Origin of the sequence: Pseudonocardia sp. CA-142604, assembly GCF_050948475.1 — a bacterium.
In the GTDB taxonomy this organism is placed as follows: domain Bacteria; phylum Actinomycetota; class Actinomycetes; order Mycobacteriales; family Pseudonocardiaceae; genus Pseudonocardia; species Pseudonocardia alaniniphila.
This window is the reverse complement of record NZ_CP192045.1, coordinates 3,965,319-3,984,706: the sequence shown is the minus strand read 5'-3', so window position 1 is coordinate 3,984,706 and position 19,388 is coordinate 3,965,319. Positions and strand designations below refer to the sequence as shown.

Annotated in this window: 17 protein-coding genes; 7 read left to right on the top strand and 10 right to left on the bottom strand. The window is 68.3% G+C overall.

Going from position 1 to position 19,388, the window contains the following annotated elements; translation table 11 throughout:
• Positions 1-104: 104 nt before the first annotated feature.
• The 4 genes from ACQPZQ_RS18185 to ACQPZQ_RS18170 form a co-directional block, all read right to left on the bottom strand.
• The gene (locus tag ACQPZQ_RS18185) at positions 105-464 is read right to left on the bottom strand and encodes a cupin domain-containing protein (RefSeq protein WP_433297265.1); all 360 of its coding nucleotides are present in this window, start codon (positions 462-464) and stop codon (positions 105-107) included.
• 233 nt (positions 465-697) lie between these two features.
• Positions 698-1,015 carry a sigma factor gene (locus ACQPZQ_RS18180; protein WP_433299275.1) on the bottom strand — a complete coding sequence of 106 codons (318 nt, stop codon included), beginning with the start codon at positions 1,013-1,015 and terminating at the stop codon, positions 698-700.
• A gap of 127 nt (positions 1,016-1,142) precedes the next feature.
• Positions 1,143-1,808, bottom strand: a complete 666-nt coding sequence (locus tag ACQPZQ_RS18175) for a nitroreductase (RefSeq protein ID WP_433299273.1) — start codon at positions 1,806-1,808, stop codon at positions 1,143-1,145.
• Positions 1,809-1,922: 114 nt separating this feature from the next.
• Positions 1,923-4,754, bottom strand: coding sequence for an ATP-binding protein (locus ACQPZQ_RS18170; protein WP_433297263.1), 2,832 nt, complete (start codon positions 4,752-4,754; stop codon positions 1,923-1,925).
• 387 nt (positions 4,755-5,141) lie between these two features.
• Between ACQPZQ_RS18170 and ACQPZQ_RS18165 the strand changes: the two genes are divergently transcribed.
• Complete coding sequence (locus ACQPZQ_RS18165) at positions 5,142-7,904, top strand: ATP-binding protein (RefSeq protein ID WP_433297261.1); 2,763 nt, start codon at positions 5,142-5,144, stop codon at positions 7,902-7,904.
• A 64-nt stretch (positions 7,905-7,968) separates the two neighbouring features.
• Here the strand turns inward: ACQPZQ_RS18165 and ACQPZQ_RS18160 are convergent, their stop codons facing one another.
• Positions 7,969-8,277, bottom strand: coding sequence for a WhiB family transcriptional regulator (locus tag ACQPZQ_RS18160; protein ID WP_433297259.1), 309 nt, complete (start codon positions 8,275-8,277; stop codon positions 7,969-7,971).
• A gap of 474 nt (positions 8,278-8,751) precedes the next feature.
• Between ACQPZQ_RS18160 and ACQPZQ_RS18155 the strand changes: the two genes are divergently transcribed.
• From ACQPZQ_RS18155 to ACQPZQ_RS18145, 3 genes are all read left to right on the top strand, one after another.
• Positions 8,752-9,642, top strand: a complete 891-nt coding sequence (locus ACQPZQ_RS18155) for a sigma-70 family RNA polymerase sigma factor (protein ID WP_433297257.1) — start codon at positions 8,752-8,754, stop codon at positions 9,640-9,642.
• Between the two features lie 340 nt (positions 9,643-9,982).
• A complete protein-coding gene (locus ACQPZQ_RS18150; RefSeq protein ID WP_433297255.1) occupies positions 9,983-10,792 on the top strand; it encodes a class I SAM-dependent DNA methyltransferase in 810 nt (269 codons plus the stop codon).
• Between the two features lie 443 nt (positions 10,793-11,235).
• Entirely contained in the window at positions 11,236-11,571 is a 336-nt protein-coding gene (locus ACQPZQ_RS18145) for a hypothetical protein (RefSeq protein ID WP_433297253.1), read from the top strand.
• Positions 11,572-11,696: 125 nt separating this feature from the next.
• Here ACQPZQ_RS18145 and ACQPZQ_RS18140 read toward each other — a convergent pair whose 3' ends face one another.
• The 5 genes from ACQPZQ_RS18140 to ACQPZQ_RS18120 form a co-directional block, all read right to left on the bottom strand.
• Positions 11,697-12,722, bottom strand: a complete 1,026-nt coding sequence (locus ACQPZQ_RS18140; RefSeq protein ID WP_433297250.1) for a methyltransferase — start codon at positions 12,720-12,722, stop codon at positions 11,697-11,699.
• A gap of 201 nt (positions 12,723-12,923) precedes the next feature.
• The gene (locus tag ACQPZQ_RS18135) at positions 12,924-13,577 is read right to left on the bottom strand and encodes a maleylpyruvate isomerase family mycothiol-dependent enzyme (RefSeq protein ID WP_433297248.1); all 654 of its coding nucleotides are present in this window, start codon (positions 13,575-13,577) and stop codon (positions 12,924-12,926) included.
• Positions 13,578-13,906: 329 nt separating this feature from the next.
• Positions 13,907-14,911, bottom strand: a complete 1,005-nt coding sequence (locus ACQPZQ_RS18130; protein ID WP_433297246.1) for an ABC transporter substrate-binding protein — start codon at positions 14,909-14,911, stop codon at positions 13,907-13,909.
• Positions 14,908-15,207: an alpha-hydroxy-acid oxidizing protein gene (locus ACQPZQ_RS18125; protein ID WP_433297244.1), complete on the bottom strand. Its 300-nt coding sequence runs from the start codon at positions 15,205-15,207 to the stop codon at positions 14,908-14,910. The genes ACQPZQ_RS18130 and ACQPZQ_RS18125 overlap by 4 nt, the downstream gene beginning before the upstream one ends.
• Positions 15,208-15,254: 47 nt before the next feature.
• Positions 15,255-15,935 (bottom strand): FadR/GntR family transcriptional regulator, encoded by a 681-nt coding sequence (locus ACQPZQ_RS18120; protein WP_433297242.1) that lies wholly within the window; start codon positions 15,933-15,935, stop codon positions 15,255-15,257.
• A 393-nt stretch (positions 15,936-16,328) separates the two neighbouring features.
• Between ACQPZQ_RS18120 and ACQPZQ_RS18115 the strand changes: the two genes are divergently transcribed.
• Genes ACQPZQ_RS18115 through ACQPZQ_RS18105 form a run of 3 tightly spaced genes read left to right on the top strand, consistent with a single transcriptional unit; the run spans position 16,329 to position 19,293 of the window.
• Entirely contained in the window at positions 16,329-17,525 is a 1,197-nt protein-coding gene (locus tag ACQPZQ_RS18115) for an enolase C-terminal domain-like protein (RefSeq protein ID WP_433297240.1), read from the top strand.
• Positions 17,522-18,346, top strand: a complete 825-nt coding sequence (locus ACQPZQ_RS18110; RefSeq protein WP_433297237.1) for an HpcH/HpaI aldolase family protein — start codon at positions 17,522-17,524, stop codon at positions 18,344-18,346. The genes ACQPZQ_RS18115 and ACQPZQ_RS18110 overlap by 4 nt, the downstream gene beginning before the upstream one ends.
• Complete coding sequence (locus ACQPZQ_RS18105) at positions 18,343-19,293, top strand: 2-hydroxyacid dehydrogenase (RefSeq protein ID WP_433297235.1); 951 nt, start codon at positions 18,343-18,345, stop codon at positions 19,291-19,293. Before ACQPZQ_RS18110 ends, ACQPZQ_RS18105 begins: the two co-directional genes overlap by 4 nt.
• Positions 19,294-19,388 lie beyond the last annotated feature (95 nt).

The following is a 19,388-nucleotide window of genomic DNA, read 5'->3' as shown; positions in this document are numbered from 1 at the left end:
CGTCACATCCGATCCACGGGAGACCGGGCCGACAATACCCCCTCGGCAATTCTCGGCCCCGGCCCACAGAGATCGGTCCGGGCGGACCGGTCAGGCGTCGCCGCCTAGATCCGATTGCCCGCCGGGTCGATCCGATACTGCACGTTGGGCTCCGCCTTTATGATCATCACCAGGCACTCGTCGATCGAGGTCTCCACGTGCTCCTCGCCGTCGGGCACGAAGTAGAAGTCACCCGCGCCGACCTTGCGTTCCTCACCGTCACTTTCCCATTTCATGGTTCCTTCGACGAGGTAGACAGCGACCCACGATTCATGCTTGTGCAAGCCGAGATCGTAGTTCGGCGGCAACTTCACGAAGGAGAACGAGATCGTGTCGTCACGCCACAGAGTGCACCGATCGATGGCGTGACCCACCACATCCTCGTGGATCCACTGACGTTCGTCGACGGACGTGAACTCGGACATTACTCTCCCTAGGTCGTGGAAATTGCTCAGGCGGCGGTCGATGCAGCTCGGCGATCACAGAGCAGGGCATCGGCCCTTGCAGTCGGTGCAGTCGAGCCACCGTCACGGCGTCGCGATTGCGCGGCCCGGGCGTCTCTCGCCGGCCCTCATCGTCCCCCGCCAGGCCCCAGGGGGGACCTGTGGTGCCCCCTGGAATCACCCCGGGTCCCGGATTCCGGCTGTATCCGACCTCGTCAGCAGACCGGGATCGCGAGACCCGAATGAGCGGGTTTCGCCCACATCAGTCCGGATCGTCCGCTCTCGACGTCCCTGGTCAGCGTGGCTGCACTTCGATCTCTTGCAGTAGCATCCGCAATGCCCGTAATGCGTGGTGCGTGCGCGACTTCACGGGGGGGGGCCGCAGCGAACAGCCACCCACGTAGCGCGTCGGAGCCGGGGTCGAGGTGCTCGGCGCGGCGCCAGGCGCGTACCAGTACCTCCTGTACGACGTCCTCGGCCAGAGTGCGGTCTCTCGTGAGCCGAAGAGCGAACGCGAACAACGGCACGGCCATTTGCTCGTACAGCATACGGATGAAGGCTTCGACTTCCTCTTCTTCATTTCCAGCGCAGGGTCCGATGGGGATCCACTCCTGATTTCAGGGCACAGCACAGGCGCCTCTGAGGTGACCGGATCCCCAGCTAGCCGTCGATGAACGTGACCGTCTCGTCGAGCGGCGCCCGGCCCGTACGAGGGTGATGCACCGTGACGTCTTCGAACCCGATCGACATGCCGCAGAAGAGGATGAGCTCGGCCGGGGGCGAGAGGACCTCCGCGACGGTCTCGTGAAACTTCGCCCACGCCATCTGCGTGCAACAGTGCAGGCCTTCGGCGCGGAGCAGCAGCATGATGGTCTGCAGGAACATGCCGACGTCGGACCATTGGGGCCGGCACATGTCGCGGTCGATGTAGCAGAACAGGGCGGCGGGTGCCCCGAAAGCGTCCCAGTTCGCGGAAGCCGCCCGCTGGCGCGCCTCCACGTCCTCACGCGGAATACCGAGTGCGCCGTAACGCTGCTCGCCGAAGGCCTCTCGGCGCTCGCGATAGGGAGACTTCAGCGCAGACGGGTACTGCTCGTACTCCGGTTCGTCCCAGGGGTCTCCTGCGGCTATGCGCTCGCCGGCGCGTTTCTTCAGCTGGGTCAGCGGCGCCCCGGTCAGTACGTAGGCATGCCAAGGCTGCAGGTTCGATCCGGACGGCGCCCACGCCGCGGCGGACAGGACGCGCTGCAGCACCTCCCCCGGAACAGGCCGGTCGGTGAATCCACGCACCGCACGCCGGCTCGTTACCGCCTCATAGACGTCCAAGTCGCCTACCCCCATCTGCTCAAGGTGTCACCAGATGGACAGGGGAGGACCGGAGAATGTGACAGGGAGCCACGATCTCCTGAGCGACGCCGTGGCCGGCCCCGCGGCCGCCCGTCAGGTGTCGGCCAGCGCGCCGCGGAGCTGGCTGCGCGAGTTCACGGCGAGCTTGGTGAACACCTTGTGCAGATGCCATTCGACGGTGCGCGGGCTGATGAACAGCTCGGCGCCGATCTCGGAGTTCGTCAATCCATCGCCGGCGAGCCGGGCGATCTGGGTCTCCTGCGCGGTGAGGCCCTCACGTGTCTCGGCCGCGCGCCGGCGTACCGACTCACCTGTTGCCAGGAGTTCGCGGCGGGCGCGCTCGGCGAAGGCTTCGGCACCGAAACGGTGCAGCATCTCGTGGGCGGTTCGCAGTTGGTCGCGTGCGTCGAGACGCCGGTTCTCGCGACGCAGCCACTCGCCGTACACCAGGTGGGCGCGGGCGAGGTGAACGCCGACCCGGGTTCGCTCGAGGCGCTCGATGGCCTCGCGGTACAGCACGTCGGCGGCGCGGCCTGTGCTGAGCAGTGCTCTCGACCGGGCCAGAACGCCGAGGGCCCACTCCGTGCCGCTGGCGCTGGTTCGTTCCTCGAGTCGTTGCAGGGCGCTCGCGGCCACGTCGGGAACGCCGCCCAGGGCGCCGGCCTCGACGAGCTCGGCGAGGGCGAAGCCGAAGCCGCCCAGATCGTCGTGCTCGCACGCCCGTTCGGCGCTGGCCAGGGCGACGTCGTACCGACCGAGGCCGTTGTACAGCACGGCGATCAGGTAATCGCCCAGCCCGATGGCGCGTCCCTCGCCCCTGACGGCGGCTTCGTCGACATCGGCCTGGATCAGCGCCGACCCCTCGGCGTTACCACTGCGCCAGGCGACGAACAGCAGCGAGCCGTACCTCAGAGGCGCGTTGCCCGTCGCCTTCGTGATCGCGTCGGACTCCTCGATCAACGCAGAGGCTGCGGCGAACTCCCCGGCGTGCACGTGCACAACAGCGCGGTAGGTGAGGGCAAGGGGAAGGACATTGAGCGCACCCGTGTCGCGAGCCCGACGGACCACACGGGTGGTCAGCTCGTGCCACGCCTCGTCGTCCCACACATCGGCGGCGACAAGCCACGTCAGCCAGAGCCAGCGCATGTTGTCGTCCTCGTGACGCCCGGCGTCCTGCAGGAACGCCTGTAGAGCGCGCCGCATCGGCTCCACACCTGCGACGTAGCCCTCGGCGAACCGCGTGGCCAGACCTTCCAGGAGCGCGTCCATCAGCCGTGGTGGCTGCGGGCCCGGCAGAGCAGCGCGGGCAGCGTCGGCCACCTCCCGCAACTCGCCCCGTTCGTTGAGGCGTCCGGCGAAGATCGCTGCGCCCAGTGCTTCGAGGTACGCCTCACGTGCTTGACCGGCGTCGAGCCGTTCGAGCCGGTCGGCCGCACGGAGCAGCAGCGGAACAGCATCACTGTTGCGCATGCGGGCGAAGACGACCTGGGCGCAGAGCCGGGCCAGCTGCGCGCGCTGAAGCTCGGTCAACGGGCCGATCTTCGCGGCGGCGAGGAGCTCGAGCGCCGCATCGGGGGCCCCGGCCTCGAGGCTGGCACGGGCCGCGGCCAACGCTCGCGCTGCGCGCCTGGCCGGATCCGGCGTCAGCTCGGTCGCACGCCTCAGGAACGCGGCCGCCGCCGCGATACCGCCACGGGCATGGGCACGGTCGGCCGAGCGTTCCAACTCGCCGGCCACGGCCTCGTCGGGTTCCACCGCCGCGTGGGCCCGATGCCATGCCCGGCGATCCGGGTCTGATTCGGGATCGGTCGCCTCGGCCAGCGCACGATGCACCTCCTGGCGGTCCCCGGGCCCTGCCGCGCGATAGGCCGCCGAGCGCACCAGCGGATGACGAAACCGCACCCGCGCGCCGAACTCGATCAAGCCGGCGGCCTCGGCCGCCATCACGGCCTCCGGCCCGATGCCGAGCCGCTCGGCCACACGCCTCAGCAACGGCACGTCCCCCACCGGCTCTGCGGCAGCCGCCAGCAGCAACCGTTGCGTCGCGATCGGAAGCGAGCCGATACGCCGCAGGAACGTCTGCTCGATCTGGCTCTCCAGTGGCCGCGCGTCAGGACGCCCGAACCCACCGGCCAGCTCCGCCGGCGTCAAGCCCCGTGGCAACTCCAGCAGGGCCAGCGGATTGCCGCGGGTCTCGGCCACGATCCTGTCCTTGACGCGCTTGTCGAGCCGGCCGTGCACCACCGAATCCAGAAGCGCACGCGCATCGCCGTCGCGCAGGCCCCGGACCACGAGCTCCGGCAGCCCCACCAGCTGGTCCTCGGCCGGTCCGTGCATCGGTCCGCGCACCGCGAACACCAACGCCACCCGTTCCGCCAGCAACCGTCGTGCGACGAAGGCCAGCGTCTGTGCGGAGACCCGATCAAGCCATTGAGCGTCGTCCACCACGCAGACGAGCGGCTGCTCCTCGGCCATCTCGGCCAGCAGGCTGAGTACCCCCAACCCGACCAGGAAACGATCGGGCGCGCTACCCGAACTCAGACCGAACGCGACGGCCAACGCGTCACGTTGCGGGCCGGGAAGGCATTCGAGATTACTCATCATCGGCGCGCAGAGCTGGTGCAACCCGGCGAAGGCCAACTCCATCTCGGACTCGACGCCTGCCGCCCGCGCGATCCGACATCCTGCCGCGCTCTCCACCAGGTACTCCGCCAACGCGGACTTGCCGACACCCGCCTCGCCGCGCAGGACCAGTACCTGACTCTGGCCGGCCCGGACGCTCGCCACCAACCGATCCAGTGCCGCGCACTCACCACGCCTGCCGCGAAGCTTGCGCCGAGGGTCGCTGTTCGACAACACCACCACCGCGTCGCTCCCCGCCGACGGCCCCAAGGCGCCCTTCACGACGTCCTCGGCGTCAGCCACACCCAGCGTCCGATACGCGATCGCGACGGCGCAAGATCCGGTACGGGAGGACGACGTGGTGCTGCGACCACGAGCAGCGGCGATACCCCCATCTGCGGGGTGATCCACACGCAACGTCGGGTCAATGGTCCGAAATACCCGATCTCGACCAGCGGCCCGGAGCCGTGTGGCCGCGGCCGGGGCTGGCCGACGTGGCGATGCTCACGGACACCATGGCCTCGATGAGCCGGATTTCCGTCATATGTCCGAATGAAGCGGCGGCCCTCTCCGGCGCCTCGACCCACATTCCGACCACTACCCACAGCGTGATCCTGCACCGATCGGAATCTGATCGTCGGGCGGGACGCAGTCGTTAGACTGACGGCCTGTCTAACGGCGGCGGAGGCTATGTCGAGGGGTGATCGCGGGCCGAGCCTGCGTGGTCGCCGCAGCGAGTGCGAGTCACTGGAACAGCTCATCGCGAGTGTCCGCACGGGGCAGAGCCGCGTACTCGTCCTTCGCGGCGAAGCCGGGATAGGCAAGACCGCGTTGTTGGACCACCTGGCCGGTAGGGCAGCCGAGTGCCACGTCGCGCGTGCCACAGGCGTCGAGTCGGAGATGGAGCTCGCGTTCGCCGGGCTCCACCAGCTCTGCGCACCGTTCCTGGACCGACTCGATCGGCTTCCCGCCCCCCAGCAGGACGCGTTGGGAACGGCGTTCGGCATGCGGGACGGCAGTACACCCGACCGCTTCCTGATCGGCCTGGCCGTGCTGAGCCTGCTGTCCGACGTCGCCGAGGATCGCCCACTGGTCTGCCTCGTCGACGACGCACAGTGGCTCGATCAAGCCTCCGCGCAGGCGCTCGCATTCGTCGCCCGCCGTCTGTTCGCTGAGTCCGTAGCACTGGTCTTCGCGACCCGATCGACCGCTGATGATCAGGCGTTCCGGCAGCTTCCGGAGATGCTTGTCCGTGGCCTGGGTGACGCGGATGCCCGAGCGTTGCTCCGCACGGCACTCCGTGGCCCACTCGACTCGGCCGTGCGCGACGAGATCATCGCCGAGGCGCGCGGCAATCCGCTGGCATTGCTGGAGTTACCGCGAAGCCGCACCCCGGCGCAGCTGGCGTTCGGGCTCGGGATGCCCGTTGCGATGCCGCTGGTGAGTCGCATGGAACAGGGGTTCCTTCAACGGCTCGCACCGCTCCCGGTCGACACCAGACGGCTCCTCCTCACGGCCGCCGTCGAACCGGTCGGCGACGTCACCGTGTTATGGGGTGCGGCCGAGCGGCTCGGTATCCCACCGGGCGCGGCGACCCCGGCTGCCGAGGCAGGTCTGATCGAGTTCGGTGCCCGGGTCCGGTTCCGTCATCCACTGGTGCGCTCGGCAGCATGGCGGGCGGCCGACGTCCGTGAGTTGCAGGAGGTGCACGGCGCGCTGGCCGAGGCGGCTGAGCTCGATCCCGACCGCCGGGCATGGCACCGCGCACAGGCCAGCTCGGGACCGGACGAGGCGGTCGCGACCGAACTCGAGCGCTCGGCCGACCGCGCACAGGCCCGCGGTGGATTCGCCGCGGCAGCCGCCTTCCACGAACGCGCGGCCGAGCTGACCCCCGATCCGGTGGACCGTGCTGCCCGCGTCCTGGCGGCGGCACAGGCGAAACTCCAGGCCGGCGATTTCGACCCGGCCCTGGACCTGCTCGCGACGGCCGAGGCAGGACCGCTCGACGATCTCGGGCGGGCGAGGGTCGATCTGATGCGTGCCCAGACCGCCTACGCGTCGAGCCGCAGCAACGAGGCGCCCCGACTGCTGCTCGCGGCCGCCAAGCGACTCGAGCCGCTCGATATCGAGCTCGCCCGTCAGACCTACCTGAGCGCTTTCTCGGCTGCGTTGTACGCCGGCCGCTTCGCCCGCGCCGCAGACCTGGCGGAGTTGGCGGCCGCCGTACCGCGAGCGACGACGGGCCAGCGCCACCGAGGCGACATCCTGCTGGAGGCCCTGGCTTCCCTGGTCAGGGACGGCTACTCGGCTTCGCTGCCGATCGCACGGCGAGCGTTGCGGGCGTTCCGCACCGAGGAGATCTCGGTTGCCGACGGCCTGCGGTCCCTCTGGGTCACGTCGGTGGTCGCGGCCGATGTGTGGGACGACGAGAGCTTCCGCATCCTCTCCACCCGCTACGTGCAGATCGCCCGAGATGCCGGTGCCCTCAGCGAGCTTCTCCTCGCCCTCAACGCGCACCTCATCATGCTGATATTCGTCGGCGACCCGGAAGCGGCGGCGTCGGTCGTCGATGAGGCGAGGGCGGTGAGGGAGGCGACCGGAAGCGAACGCCCCCTCTACGAAGTCATGGTCCTCGGCTCGTGGCAGGGCCGTGAGGAGTACGCCCTCCCGCTGATCGAGGCGAGCATGACCGACGTCGTGAGCCGCGGCGAGGGTATCGGGGCGAGCGTCGCACAGTGGGCGAGCGCGCTGCTCTTGAACGGCCTGGGCCGGTACGAGGAAGCACTGATCCCGGCTCGAGCGGCCGGTGACTGCCCGCAGGAACTGGCCGCGGCGAACTGGGGTTTGGTCGAGCTGATCGAGTCGGCGGCCCGCAGCGGCGCCACCGACGTCGCGGCCGATGCGCTCGAACGGCTCTCCGCGATGACGCAGGCCAGCGGCACCGACTGGGCACTCGGCGTCGAGTCGCGCTCGCGTGCGTTGCTGAGCGAGGGCGACGCCGCGGAGCGGCTCTACCGGGAGGCGATCGAACGGCTGAGCCGCACGGCGGTCCGGGCGGAGCTCGCCCGGGCTCGTCTGCTCTACGGAGAATGGCTGCGCCGCGAAGGCCGACGTCTCGACGCGCGCGAGCATCTGCGGGCGGCTCACGAACTGTTCACTGCCATGGGCGCTACGGGATTCGGCGAGCGGGCTCGTCGCGAACTGCTGGCCACGGGCGAGACGGCGCGCAAGCGCACCGTCGAGACTCGCGACGACCTCACAGCCCAGGAGGCGCAGATCGCCCGGCTCGCCGCGCGTCAGCGTACGAACTCGCAGATCGGTGCCCAGCTGTTCATCAGTCCACGCACCGTCGAATGGCACCTGCGCAAGGTGTTCACGAAGCTGGGCGTCAGCTCGCGCAAGGAGCTCTCCGGGGTGCTGCCCGACGCTGCTCAGGCGTCCGCCCCGGTCTGACGAAACCCGCCCGACGCTCCCGCCGGAGACTGCGGCACAGGGATCCGCGATCTCGCAGACGTCGTCAACGCGGGACACGACGAGCAGCACCGGGCTCGTCGGACGGTTGCGATCCCGCATGCAGCTCGTGAAGGGGCGGATCCGTGTGATCGTGCCGTCGCATCGCGCGGCGCTCACCCGCGCTCAAGCCGCCCCACACCCCGGTCTCCTGGCCCGTCGAGAACGCCCACATGCGGCACTGGAACAGCACCAGGCATCGTCGGCACACCGCCTTGGCCTCCGCCAGTTGACGCAGTGCCGGCCCGCTGGAACCGATCGGAAAGAACAGCTCCGGGTCCTCCGTTCGGCAGGCGGCTCGGAAACGCCAGTCCACCTCGACCCCCTTCTGGGAATGGCTCCTGATGTCGCGCGGCCGTCGGTCGTCCGACACCGGTACACAGGCCTGGGCCGGGCGCCCATCAACCGAGATCACCGTCGCGCCGACGAGCCGCTGATCGCACCAGGGCAGGCCCCTGGGGGCCCCTGGTAGTCCGCGCAAGACCCCCGTGCCGCCCGGTCCCGCGACATGGGCCCATATCGCTGCGTCACGCGTCCGAGTCGCGGCTGGCTCGTGCTGCCGAAGCTGCGGGCATCGACCGGTGCCCCGGGGACCCTGGCCCGGGGTAGGCCCGGACCTCCGACGGGCGCGATCGCAACCCGGGCAAAGCGACGGTAGCTGCGTCACCACCTCGGTCGGAGAGGAAAGCCGCTCCCCGGGGCCTGAGCCCGAACGAACAGGAATCTCCTCATGCGCTTGTCCGACGTCGACGTCATAGCGAGCTCAGGTCCGTCGGAGGCAAGCAGAACGGTGGACGCGGCGACGTCTGTTCATCCGGTCATCGCGGAGGTGGTCACACCCGAGCCGATGGCGGCGGATGATCCGCCCGTCCCCGCAGTGGCCGAAGGGGTGGCGGACTTCGAAAGCGTTCGGCCACGCCTGTTCGGGATCGCGTACCGGATGCTCGGCGGTGTGGCCGATGCCGAAGACATCGTCCAGGAGGTCTGGCTGCGCTGGCAGACCGCAGACCGGGCAGGCGTCCGTGATCGAGTCGGGTTCCTCGTGACGATCACGACGCGGCTTGCACTCAATGCAGCCACGTCGGCCCGCGCCCGTCGCGAGGTCTCGGTCGGCCGCTGGCTGCCGGAGCGTGCGTCCGATGCCGCCGAGGACCCTCCGTCGAGAGCAGAACGGATCGAGGCGCTGGAACTCGCCGTCCGGCTCCTGCTCGAGCGGTTGTCACCGATCGAACGCGCCGTCTACATCCTCCGGGAGGCATTCGGATACCCGTTCTGCGAGATCGCCACCACGCTCGTCATCGGCGAGTCCAACGCACGACAACTCGCGCGGCGAGCGCGCATGCATCTCGCCGAACAACGGCGCATGCCGGTCGATCCCGAGGATCGCGGGCGCCTGCTGGCCACCTTCATCATCGCGGCACAGGCCGGTGACATGACGCGCCTCAAGTGCCTGCTCATCGACGACATCGATTCCTACCGAGACCGTAATGGGCACATGCACACACGTCATTCGCCGATGCTGACTGCGGGGCATGGCGCGATGGGGAAACAACCCGGCGCAGCAAGGCGCCATCCCCAACCCAACCGGCACAGCAGGCACGGCATCGCTCGCCCGCACACCACCCATGGCGGACGGCGGCATGCGAGTTCGGGTGGACACAGCCCTCTCATGGAAGCATGACCAGCGAGCGACTCAGCCCTCTCGCCCTTTGCTGCCGCAGGCGAATTGGCGCATCCTAGACATCCACAGCAATAGAGGCGAGCCGTTCGTGATCTTCATCACTGATACCGGACATGTCTTCGTCGATTTCCACAGAATAGCGATGATCTTCCTGAGGCCGGCCCCGTTGCCAACATTTTCTTTGCACCCTACGGAGCCAGCCGGATTACAGACCTCGTTGTATGGTCAATCCAAGTAGACGGATGTGTGGCGAGTGGCCGGGAGTATGGCCACTACAGCGCTTCGACCGGCGCCTGGGTCGCGCTTCCGTTGTTTCTCGGCGAAGACCTTCGGAGGCGCTATGACCATCGTGAACTCGAACCGACTCGACCTGCCCGGAGTCACGCCATCGGCAGATTTCGAGGTATTTCTTCCCGAGCTCGACGGTGACCTGCTCCTCGACCAGGACGAGGAGTGGTGCGAAGTACTGGTCGACGGACGGCGCGATCGCATCCGGTTCCACGACTACCACCGGATCTACGACATCCCCGGAATGTATGAGCGCCTCTTCTACGACATGCTCGAATGCGTCTCCCCCCGCCTGGTCCGCGACCTGCTCGCCACAGCACTGGCCGACCACGCGATGAACCCCGAGAACCTGCGCGTGCTCGACGTCGGCGCAGGCAACGGCATGGTCGGCGAAGAGATCCGCACACTCGGCGTCGAGACCGTGCACGGCGTCGACATCCTCGAAGAAGCCGCCGCCGCTACCCGACGCGACCGCCCGAACGTCTACGACGACTACCTCGTCGCCGACCTCACCGATCTCACACTCGAACAACACGACGTCCTCGTCCACGCCGACCTCAACACGATGACCACGGTGGCCGCCCTCGGGTTCGGCGACATCCCACCCGCAGCCTTCGTCGGCGCCTTCAACCTCATCGAGACACCCGGCCTGCTGGCATTCACCATCAAGGACGACTTCCTCCGCGACAACGACCCGAGCGGCTTCAGCCGGCTGATCCAACGCATGCTCGCCGAGAAGACGATCGTGCCCCTGGCCGTCAAGCACTACCGGCATCGACTGTCGGTGCACGGCAAGCCACTGGACTACATCGCCTTCGTCACGCGCAAGACGGGCGACGTCCCGGCAGCCTGGATCCTCTGAGCAGCTCTGCCACTCGCCTCCTCCGGGCACCCGTCGGCCCGGAGCACGGCACCCCTGGATCTCCACATCGTAGTGATCCGCAGCACGTCGTCCAGCTCGCACGCCCCTCGGTCGCTCGGCGGTGGTACCGCGCGCGGACGAATGCCGACCGCCTAATGGAGTACCCGGGCCGGCCACGGTAGACGCGCCGGCACATCAGCGGTCGTAAAGCTCCGACCAGCGGTTACGGCACCGGGAACAACCCGGCCGCATGATCTCGGCGTGGAGCAATCAGACCGGAAGCTCCCTCGGCGAGCGCCAACGGCCGTCAGGCGCCCAATGGGTCACAGGCGCCGTGATGCCGACAGTTGCTGTGTCAGGCTGGTCGGTAGGCAGGTCAGTCCCGCAGGGGTCGACGAGATCCTGCCCTTGCGCCGGTCTGAGGAGCCACTACGACGGAATACATGGACGTGAACGGCACGCTCACTCCGGATGAGCAGCTCGCGAAGCAGAGCATTGAAGACTTCGGGCGGTTCAGAACGGGCGACGAGTTGGCGGCGTTCTTGCTGAGTGAAGGAATCAAGGGTGCGCGGGTCAAGGGTGCGTGCCCCGTCGCAACATATATCCGTGGATTCACCAACCGCGTCCGGATACTGGTCAGTGCCACGACAACCCAGATTTGGTCGAAGAACCTCACAACGGTCACCAACCCGCAGGCTCTGACCGAATTCATCGCCGATTTCTACGCGGGACATCACCCTGAGCTTCTCCGGTCGTGGTTGCCCGCAACCGACCGATGAGAGCCTGCTGAGAAGCGCGGGGCCGGCGTCCGCAGTTCGGGATCGACTCCGGCGCCGAGGTAACGGGCGTCCTCGTCGTGCGGTGCACCGGGCAGCACCCTCCCGCTGCCCGGTGCACCGGAGTCTCAGGCCGCTGACGCGCTGATCAAGCAGGAGCGGTGCGCCGGTCGTGCCAGTCGGGAGACACCGGTCAGCTCCAGGCCGGCCGCGGTGAGCAGTTGCTCGAAGTCCGTTCTGGTGCGCTCCCTGCCGGTGACCAGAACCAGCATGTTCAGATCCCGAATCATGGTGACCGCGTCGAACTCCGCCGGGTCATCGGGAACCACCGTCTCCACCAGGTACAACGCGGCGTCCGGCGGCATGGTCTCCCGACAGTGCCGCAGGATCGTGACGGCGTCCTCGTCGCTCCAGTTGTGGATCACATGCTTCAGGAGGTACGCATCGCAGCCACCGGGAACCGATTCGAAGAAGTCGCCGGGAACGATGTCGCAGCGCTCGCGCACCCCGGCCGCCGAGACAGTTGCCTCGGCGCCGCTCAGCCCGGATTCGGTATCGAAGAGTAAACCCTGCATGTGAGGGTTCGCGGCGAGCACGCCGGCGATTATGGCGCCACTTCCCCCTCCCACGTCTGCCAGTCGGGCAGATCCGGCGATCTCGGGGACATCGCTCAGGACGTGCGCGATGCTGCCGCTGGTCGCGGCCATCGCTTCATTGAAGATCTCCTCCTTGTCCGGGTGTTCCGACAAGTGTTCGAACAAGCCACGACCGAAGACATGGTGAAAAGCGTCCTGCCCGGAGCGGACGCTGTTGTCGAGTTTTCCCCAGGACAGCGATTTCTCGCCGGACCCGTACCAGAGGAGGGGGTTACGCATCGAGCCCGGCACGTCAGCGCGCAGCAGCTCGCCGCGCGTGGTGAGCCCGAAGCGAGCACCGTCGACGGTCACGGTGCCGGTGGTGATCGCAGCCCGGAGCAGGCGGTTCAGCGACGCCGCGTGAGTTCCCGACCTCTCCGCGAGTTGTTCGGCGCTCACCGGCCCGTCCGCGAGCAGATCCGGAATACCCAGTCGGACCAGGGCGCACAGAACCAGCGGCTTGTGGGATTCCCACATCATCGAAGCAAGGTGGACACGTTCCTCGTCGATCTGATTCATGGCTACGTTCCTAGCACGCTCGCCAGTCTCATCTCGCGAATTCACTTTTTGATCTGCAACACAGGTTCAGCATGTGGAAATCGGCCACACTCTCTTTTGACCCGATTCACCCACATCGTTCGACCACCGCTACTCCCGCATGAAATCGGTTACGGCGGAAGCGGCGCGATCGCCCTCATGAGCACCGCGGATCATTCGTGGTCAGGCCGGATTCGGCGGAGGGAGGCGATCCCGCAGAACCGCGGCGCCCGCGCCTGTCAGGTTCGCAAGGATCACGTGGCGTCCACAGGCAGCCATCAGCAGGTCGATGCCCCGGCCTTCGATGGTGGCGCCGTCACCCCACGTCCAGTCCAGGTCCGTGGCCACGAGCCGCAGCCCGCGCAACCGGCCTCGGGGCACGAAGCCGACCGGGCGCCCTGTGGTGACGAACTCCAGTGCGGGACGGACGTGCGCGGGGTCGGGCGTGTGGGGTAGACCGAGCGGAAGGCGCATGTCGCCACCGTGGACGAGCACGTCGGTCAGCGGCCCCCGCGCGCCCACGAAGGGCGGTGCGAACCGGCTGTCCGCGTTACGCCGTAGGCGCGTGGCGAGCTCTCCGGCGGGCTCGGCAGCCGCGATCCGCCGCGCGATGGTGTCGTTGGTCGCGTGCGCATCACCGCGATGTCGAAGCAGTTCGCCGACGAACGACAGCTTCGATGGCGTGGTCGCTGCGACGAGGTGGGCGGCAACGGTGCGGACGGTCCAGCCCTCGCACAGGCTCGGCGAGCCCAATTGATCGGCGTCGAGCTCGTCGATCAGGTCGGCGATGCGGCGCCGCTCACGACCCGAGGCCACGTAGACCACATCTGCGTTCACGCGATCACCGCGACGACGGCCACCGTGCCCATGTGGCGGACAACCCGATGTCGATCTCGATCCACCAGCAAGCAGGTGGTGACCGTGGCAACCCGGCACGTCATCGAGTGGTCCGCCTCCTTGCGTCGGTCCTCCGGTCTGTAGGACCCGCTCGTGAGGTTGATGATCTCGGCCGCCGGGTGTTGCAGTCCAGCAATAAAAGACTGCTGTCATCACCCCATCGTTCGTCCGAATACGGAATGTCGACTGGTAGTGCGGCTACCAGCAGCGGTGCCGCTCCGCTCTCCGGGATGTCCCCGTCAGCGTGTCCAGCAGGAGCCGCTCGACCATCAGCGCACCGTCGCCGTGCCCAGGATGGCCGGCGGGAAGCTGAGATCCAGCGCGTCCATCGTCTTCTTGTTGATCACGAACTGCACTCCGGTCGGGCGACCGAACGGGACCTCACCCACCGGCGTCCCGAGCAGGACCGTGGCCGCGACCCGGCCGGTCAGCACACCGACGGCCGGATAGTCCGGCCCGATGCTCGCGAGGACGCCATCGACGCTCGCGCCGCCGCTCGACACGTAGACCGGAACGCCGGCCCCGCCGACCGTGGAGCCCACCGCCGGAAGGCCCGCCAACACCGCCGCGTCCGGCCCGACGAGCACCGCGTCGGCGCGTCCGACGAGGCTGCGGGCCCCGCTCGCGACATCGGCAGGCCCCGAGATGGTCGCCTCCACCAACTGGAGCCCGGGGTGCGCAGCGACAGCCCGGCGCAGGGCGTCGATCCACACCACCATGTTCTGGTTGGACGGGTCGTACACGGTGCCCAGCCGGGTCGGCGCCGGCCGGACCGTCATGATCGGGTTGAGGAGCCACGCCGGGTCGACGTAGTCGACGCTGCCGGTGACGTTCCCGCCGGGCCAGTCCAGGCTCTCCGCGACGCCGGCGCCGACCGGGTCGCCCATGGCGATCGCGATGACCGGCCGATGAGTCTCCTGCCGGGCCAGCGCGATCACGGCGGGCGTCCCGATCACCGCGAGGGCGTCGTCGGCCGAGCCGGCGAGATCCCGCGCCGCGCTCGCGATGCGGCTCTGATCGCCCTGCGCATCGATCACGTCGAACGTGACCGGCTTCGGTGCCATCGACCTGGACAGCTCGTCCTGGAACGAGCGCACCGTCGCATCGAGCACAGCCGCCGGGGCAATCTGCAGCAGGCCGATGTGATAGCTGTCGCGCTCGGCAAGCGGCCTCGCGTCACCCTGGGCCTCTGCAGCGCACCCGGCGACAAGCGACGGAACCAGCAGAAAAGCGGCAACCGCGGGCATCGTGCGGCGCCAGAAACGAGAGGTCACCTTCGCACGTCCGAGTCGAGCCACAAAGGAGTTTTCGGGCATCCGCAGTCCTGGCACATCCCCAACAATTCGCTTCGGTTCAGCCCCACTGAACCGCAATGTGAGCAAACTCCGATCACGGCGGCGATCTCGGGCAGTTGGTCGAGTGCGGCGGGTGTGCCGTCGAGCCGGCGTCCGCCGTGGTTGGACACGAGCACGGCCGAGGCGCCGGCGGCTTGGGATGAACCAGTCGCGCCGGTTGACCTCGCGACAGCCGAGTGAGTGCCCCCCTCGGGCGTTGGCCTGAGCGACGGCACGGTGTGCCCCGTCCGCGCCGAACGGGGCCGTCAGGATCGGGGTCGGCTCAGCTCGGGAGCAGTCCGTTCCAGTAGCTGTCCGCGCTGACCAGGTGGGCGTCGAGAAGTTGCACGGCGCGTTCCTCGTCGCGGTCGAGGACGGCCTGGAAGATCCGCCGGTGTTCGGCGTTCGACTGCCTGCGCCGGTCGCGGTTCTGGAAGTAGAACTCTCGCTGCCGCTTCGTCATGAGGTAGAAGATGTTCACCAGCCGCAGGAGCACCATGTTCTGGGTGGCCTTGACGAGTCCGCAGTGGAAGTCGCGATCCAGCTCGCCGACCGGTTCTCCCGCCGCGATGGCGCGGTCCCACTCGCCGAGGCAGCGCCGCAGTTCATCGATGTTCGCGTCGTCGTGCCTTCGGCATGCCAGCCGGACCGCCTCGAGCTCCTGGATGCGCCGCACTTCTGCCGTCTGGTTGAGTTCCTCCCGCGACAGCGGGATGCCGAGCTCGGCGAACAGCGCCAGCGCCTCGATGCTGGCGGACTCCGTCGTCAGATAGATGCCGGACTTCGGACGCCGCTCGATGAGGCGCAGCGCCTCCAACACGGACAGCGCCTCGCGAACCTGGGGCCTGCTCGCCTGGAACCGCACCGCGAGCTCCCGCTCCGAGGGCGCCCGCTCGTTGCGGGCGTAGCCCCGGGAAAGCAGGAAGGGGACGAGCTCGGCCACGAGGGCGTGCTGCTCCTTCACGGCGTCTCCTTGTCGCGCTGACCGGATCGGAATCCGGAGGCTGGCCTTCCAATCTGGTCAGACCAGATGTTACGCTGCCGTAACGTCCGTCACTCCCCTGGGGCTCCCTGGCCCACGCTCGCCGTCGGGTTCCACGTCGAGAGGAGTCACGATGCCCGACGCGTTCGATCCGTCGTTACGCCGCAGACGCGACACCATGTTCGCCGCGCAGCACAGCGTGGGGCTGCGCTCGCCGGCATTCGACCCGTAGCAATCAATTGGCCGCGCGACCCGCGCCTCAACGAGGTCCGACGTCCAGGGGCGGTCGGGAGGACGAAGCCGATTGCGAGCAGATCCACGAACAGTTCGAGGAGTACGACCGCGGCTGAGCACTTCGACGAAGGGGAACCGAGCGTGAAGATCGCAGCCGTCCGCTGCGTGGAGTACAGCGGCACCATGGACCATCCGGGCGTGTTCTGGGAGGAACGCCTGATCCGCCCCGTCGACATCTACCCCCAGTTCCGGGCCGAGGGACCGACGTTCCTGCCGTCGACCGGCGCCGGTGCCTACCGGATCACCTCGGTGTTCGTCCACATCGAGACCGACGACGGCGTCACCGGCACAGCCGGGCCGATCACGCGGGAGCAGGCGCACATCATCGAGACAGGCTTCGCACCGCTACTGGTGAGCCAGGACCCGCTTGCCACCGAGTACCTGTGGGACGTCATGTACCGCTCGGCGGTGCACGGCCGCAAGGGCGTCGAGATGATGGCGATCAGCGCCCTGGACTGCGCGCTGTGGGATCTCAAGGGTCGCCATTTCGGAGTGCCGGTGTACGTGCTGCTCGGCGGCCCGGTGCGGGATTCGATCCCGGCCTACGCCTCCGCGCTCGGCTACTCGCTGGACCTCGACGCAGCACGAGAACGCGCGGCCGAGATCGTGGCGCAGGGGTTCAGCGCCACCAAGTGGTTCCCCCGGCACGGGCCCACCGACGGCAAGGCCGGAATGGAGGCCAACGTCGCGCTGATCGCGGCGCTGCGCGACACGGTGGGGCCGGGCGTCGACATCATGGTCGACGCGTGGATGTCGTGGGACGTGCCGTACGCACTACGCATGGCCGACCGGCTGGCGGAGTACGCGCCACGGTGGATCGAGGAACCCGTTCTGCCGGACAAGCCGCACTCCTACGCCGAGATCACCCGGCGGATGCGCAGCGACATCCTGGTGTCCGGCGCGGAGCACGAGTACACACGCTGGGGCATTCACCAGCTCATGGCCGTCGGCGCCATGCACCTCTACCAGCCCGATACGTACTGGGCGGGCGGCATCAGCGAGATGCTCAAGATCGCGGCGCTGGCGAGCGCGTACGACGTGCAGCTCATCCCCCACGGCCACTCGGTGCCGGCGAACACGCACATCAGCTTCGCCCAGCCGCCGACGCTCACGCCGATGGTCGAGTACCTGCTCAAGTGGAACACGATCCACCAGTGGTTCCTCGCCCATCCCGTCCACCCGGTCGACGGCGAGGTGACGCCGCCGACCGAGCCGGGCCTGGGCATGGACCTCGACGACAACAAGATCGAAAGCCGGCGAGAGCTGAGCTTCGCGTGACCGACGACAAGCGGGGAGAGATCATGGGTAAGACCTTGCGCGAACTGTGGGACGGCACCGACGCGACGATCGGGGGCTGGTGCTCCATCCCCAGCCCGTTCTCCGCGGAGCTGATGGGCCGCAGCGGATTCGACTGGGTGTGCATCGACACGCAGCACGGGCTCGTGGCCTACGACCAGATGGCGCCGATGCTGCAGGCACTGTCCATCACCGCTACACCGGCGTTCGTGCGGGTGGCATGGAACCAGCCCGACCACATCATGAAGGCGCTCGACGCGGGCGCGCAGGGAGTGATCGTGCCGATGGTCAGCTCCGAGGAGGAGGCACGGGCCGCGGTCGCCGCCGCGAAGTACCCGCCCATGGGAATGCGCTCGTGGGGCCCCATCCGCGCGGCGTTCGACGTCGAGAACTACAGCCCCGAGGTGGCCAACCGGCGCACGATCGTGGCGGTGATGATCGAGACCCCCGGCGGGGTGGAGAACCTCGACGCAATCCTGGCGGTTCCGGGTGTGGACGCGATCTACGTAGGCCCGTCCGACCTCGCACTCGGCCACGGCATGACACCCACTCTCAACGTGACAGACCCCGAGCACGAACGGCTCATCGAGACGGTCGTCGACGCCTGCCGACGCCACGGCGTCGTCGCGGGCATCCACTGCGACAGCGTCGAGACCGCACGACGCTGGCACGCCCGCGGATACGCGATGTTCACGGTCGGCTCGGACGCCGCACTGATGCGGCAGGCCGCCACGGCGGTCGTCGCCCAGGCGTTCGAAGGCAGCAGGCAGGTCGTGCTCCCCAAGACCGGGCAGTACGCATGACCGCACGGGATCGCGTCGAAATCGCCGTGATCGGCAACCAGCGCCCCGCGGTGCTCGAGGCGCTCGGTGCCGAGTTCACGCTGCATGAGGTCGAGTCGTTCGACGACGTCGCAGGCTCGCTGGGCGCGGCGGCGGAACGGATCAGGGGCGGCCTGTCCAGCCCCATGATCGGCCTGTCCGCGCCGATGATGGATGCGCTGCCGAAGCTGGAGATCGTGGCGCTGTTCGGCGTCGGACTCGAACGCACCGACCTCACCTACGCCCGTGAGCGGGGAGTCGTGGTCACGACCACGCCGGTCCTCTACGAGGACGTCGCAGACACCGCCGTGGTGCTCGCGATGGACGTCTCCCGCCGGATCACGGCCGGGGACCGGTGGGTGCGGGCAGGGAAATGGGGTCCAGGTGGGCCTCCGGCATCCGGCAGGCGGTTCTCCGGCAAGAGGGCGGGCATCCTCGGCATGGGCCGGATCGGACGGCTCCTTGCGCAGCGGCTCGCTGCGTTCGACATGACCATCGGCTACTACGACCCGCGGCCCGCGCCCGATGTCGATCACCGGCTGTACTCCTCCGGGGTGGAGCTCGCGCGCGAGTCCGACTTCCTGTTCCTGTGCGCAGCGGGCGGCCCGGGACAGCGCGATCTCGTCGATGCCGAGATGCTCGCCGCGCTCGGCCCGGAGGGTGTGTTCGTCAACATCGCGCGCGGGTGGCTGGTGGACGAAAAGGCGCTGGTCGACGCCGTGGTGACCGGCACGATCGGCGGTGCGGGTCTCGACGTGTTCGCCGACGAACCGAATGTGCCGCAGGCGCTGCGGGAGGCCGACAACGTCGTCGTTCTCCCGCACATTGCCAGCAACACGTTCGAATCCCGCCACGCCATGGACCAGTGCATGATCGACAACATCCGGTCCTGGTTCGCGACGGGCACGGCCATCACGCCGGTGCCCTGACACGACAGCCCGATCCTCCGGGCGGCGCGATCCGGGTCGTGCACGTCGAGTGTGGGCCCATGAACGTCAGCAGTGACAACAGGACGTTCATGGGC

Bases quoted from the DNA above. Each gene is read 5' to 3' on its own strand.
- ACQPZQ_RS18185 (WP_433297265.1), bottom strand. From the start codon at position 464: ATGTCCGAGTTCACGTCCGTCGACGAACGTCAGTGGATCCACGAGGAT.
- ACQPZQ_RS18180 (WP_433299275.1), bottom strand. From the start codon at position 1,015: ATGGCCGTGCCGTTGTTCGCGTTCGCTCTTCGGCTCACGAGAGACCGC.
- ACQPZQ_RS18165 (WP_433297261.1), top strand. From the start codon at position 5,142: ATGTCGAGGGGTGATCGCGGGCCGAGCCTGCGTGGTCGCCGCAGCGAG.
- ACQPZQ_RS18150 (WP_433297255.1), top strand. From the start codon at position 9,983: ATGACCATCGTGAACTCGAACCGACTCGACCTGCCCGGAGTCACGCCA.
- ACQPZQ_RS18145 (WP_433297253.1), top strand. From the start codon at position 11,236: ATGGACGTGAACGGCACGCTCACTCCGGATGAGCAGCTCGCGAAGCAG.
- ACQPZQ_RS18140 (WP_433297250.1), bottom strand. From the start codon at position 12,722: ATGAATCAGATCGACGAGGAACGTGTCCACCTTGCTTCGATGATGTGG.
- ACQPZQ_RS18105 (WP_433297235.1), top strand. From the start codon at position 18,343: ATGACCGCACGGGATCGCGTCGAAATCGCCGTGATCGGCAACCAGCGC.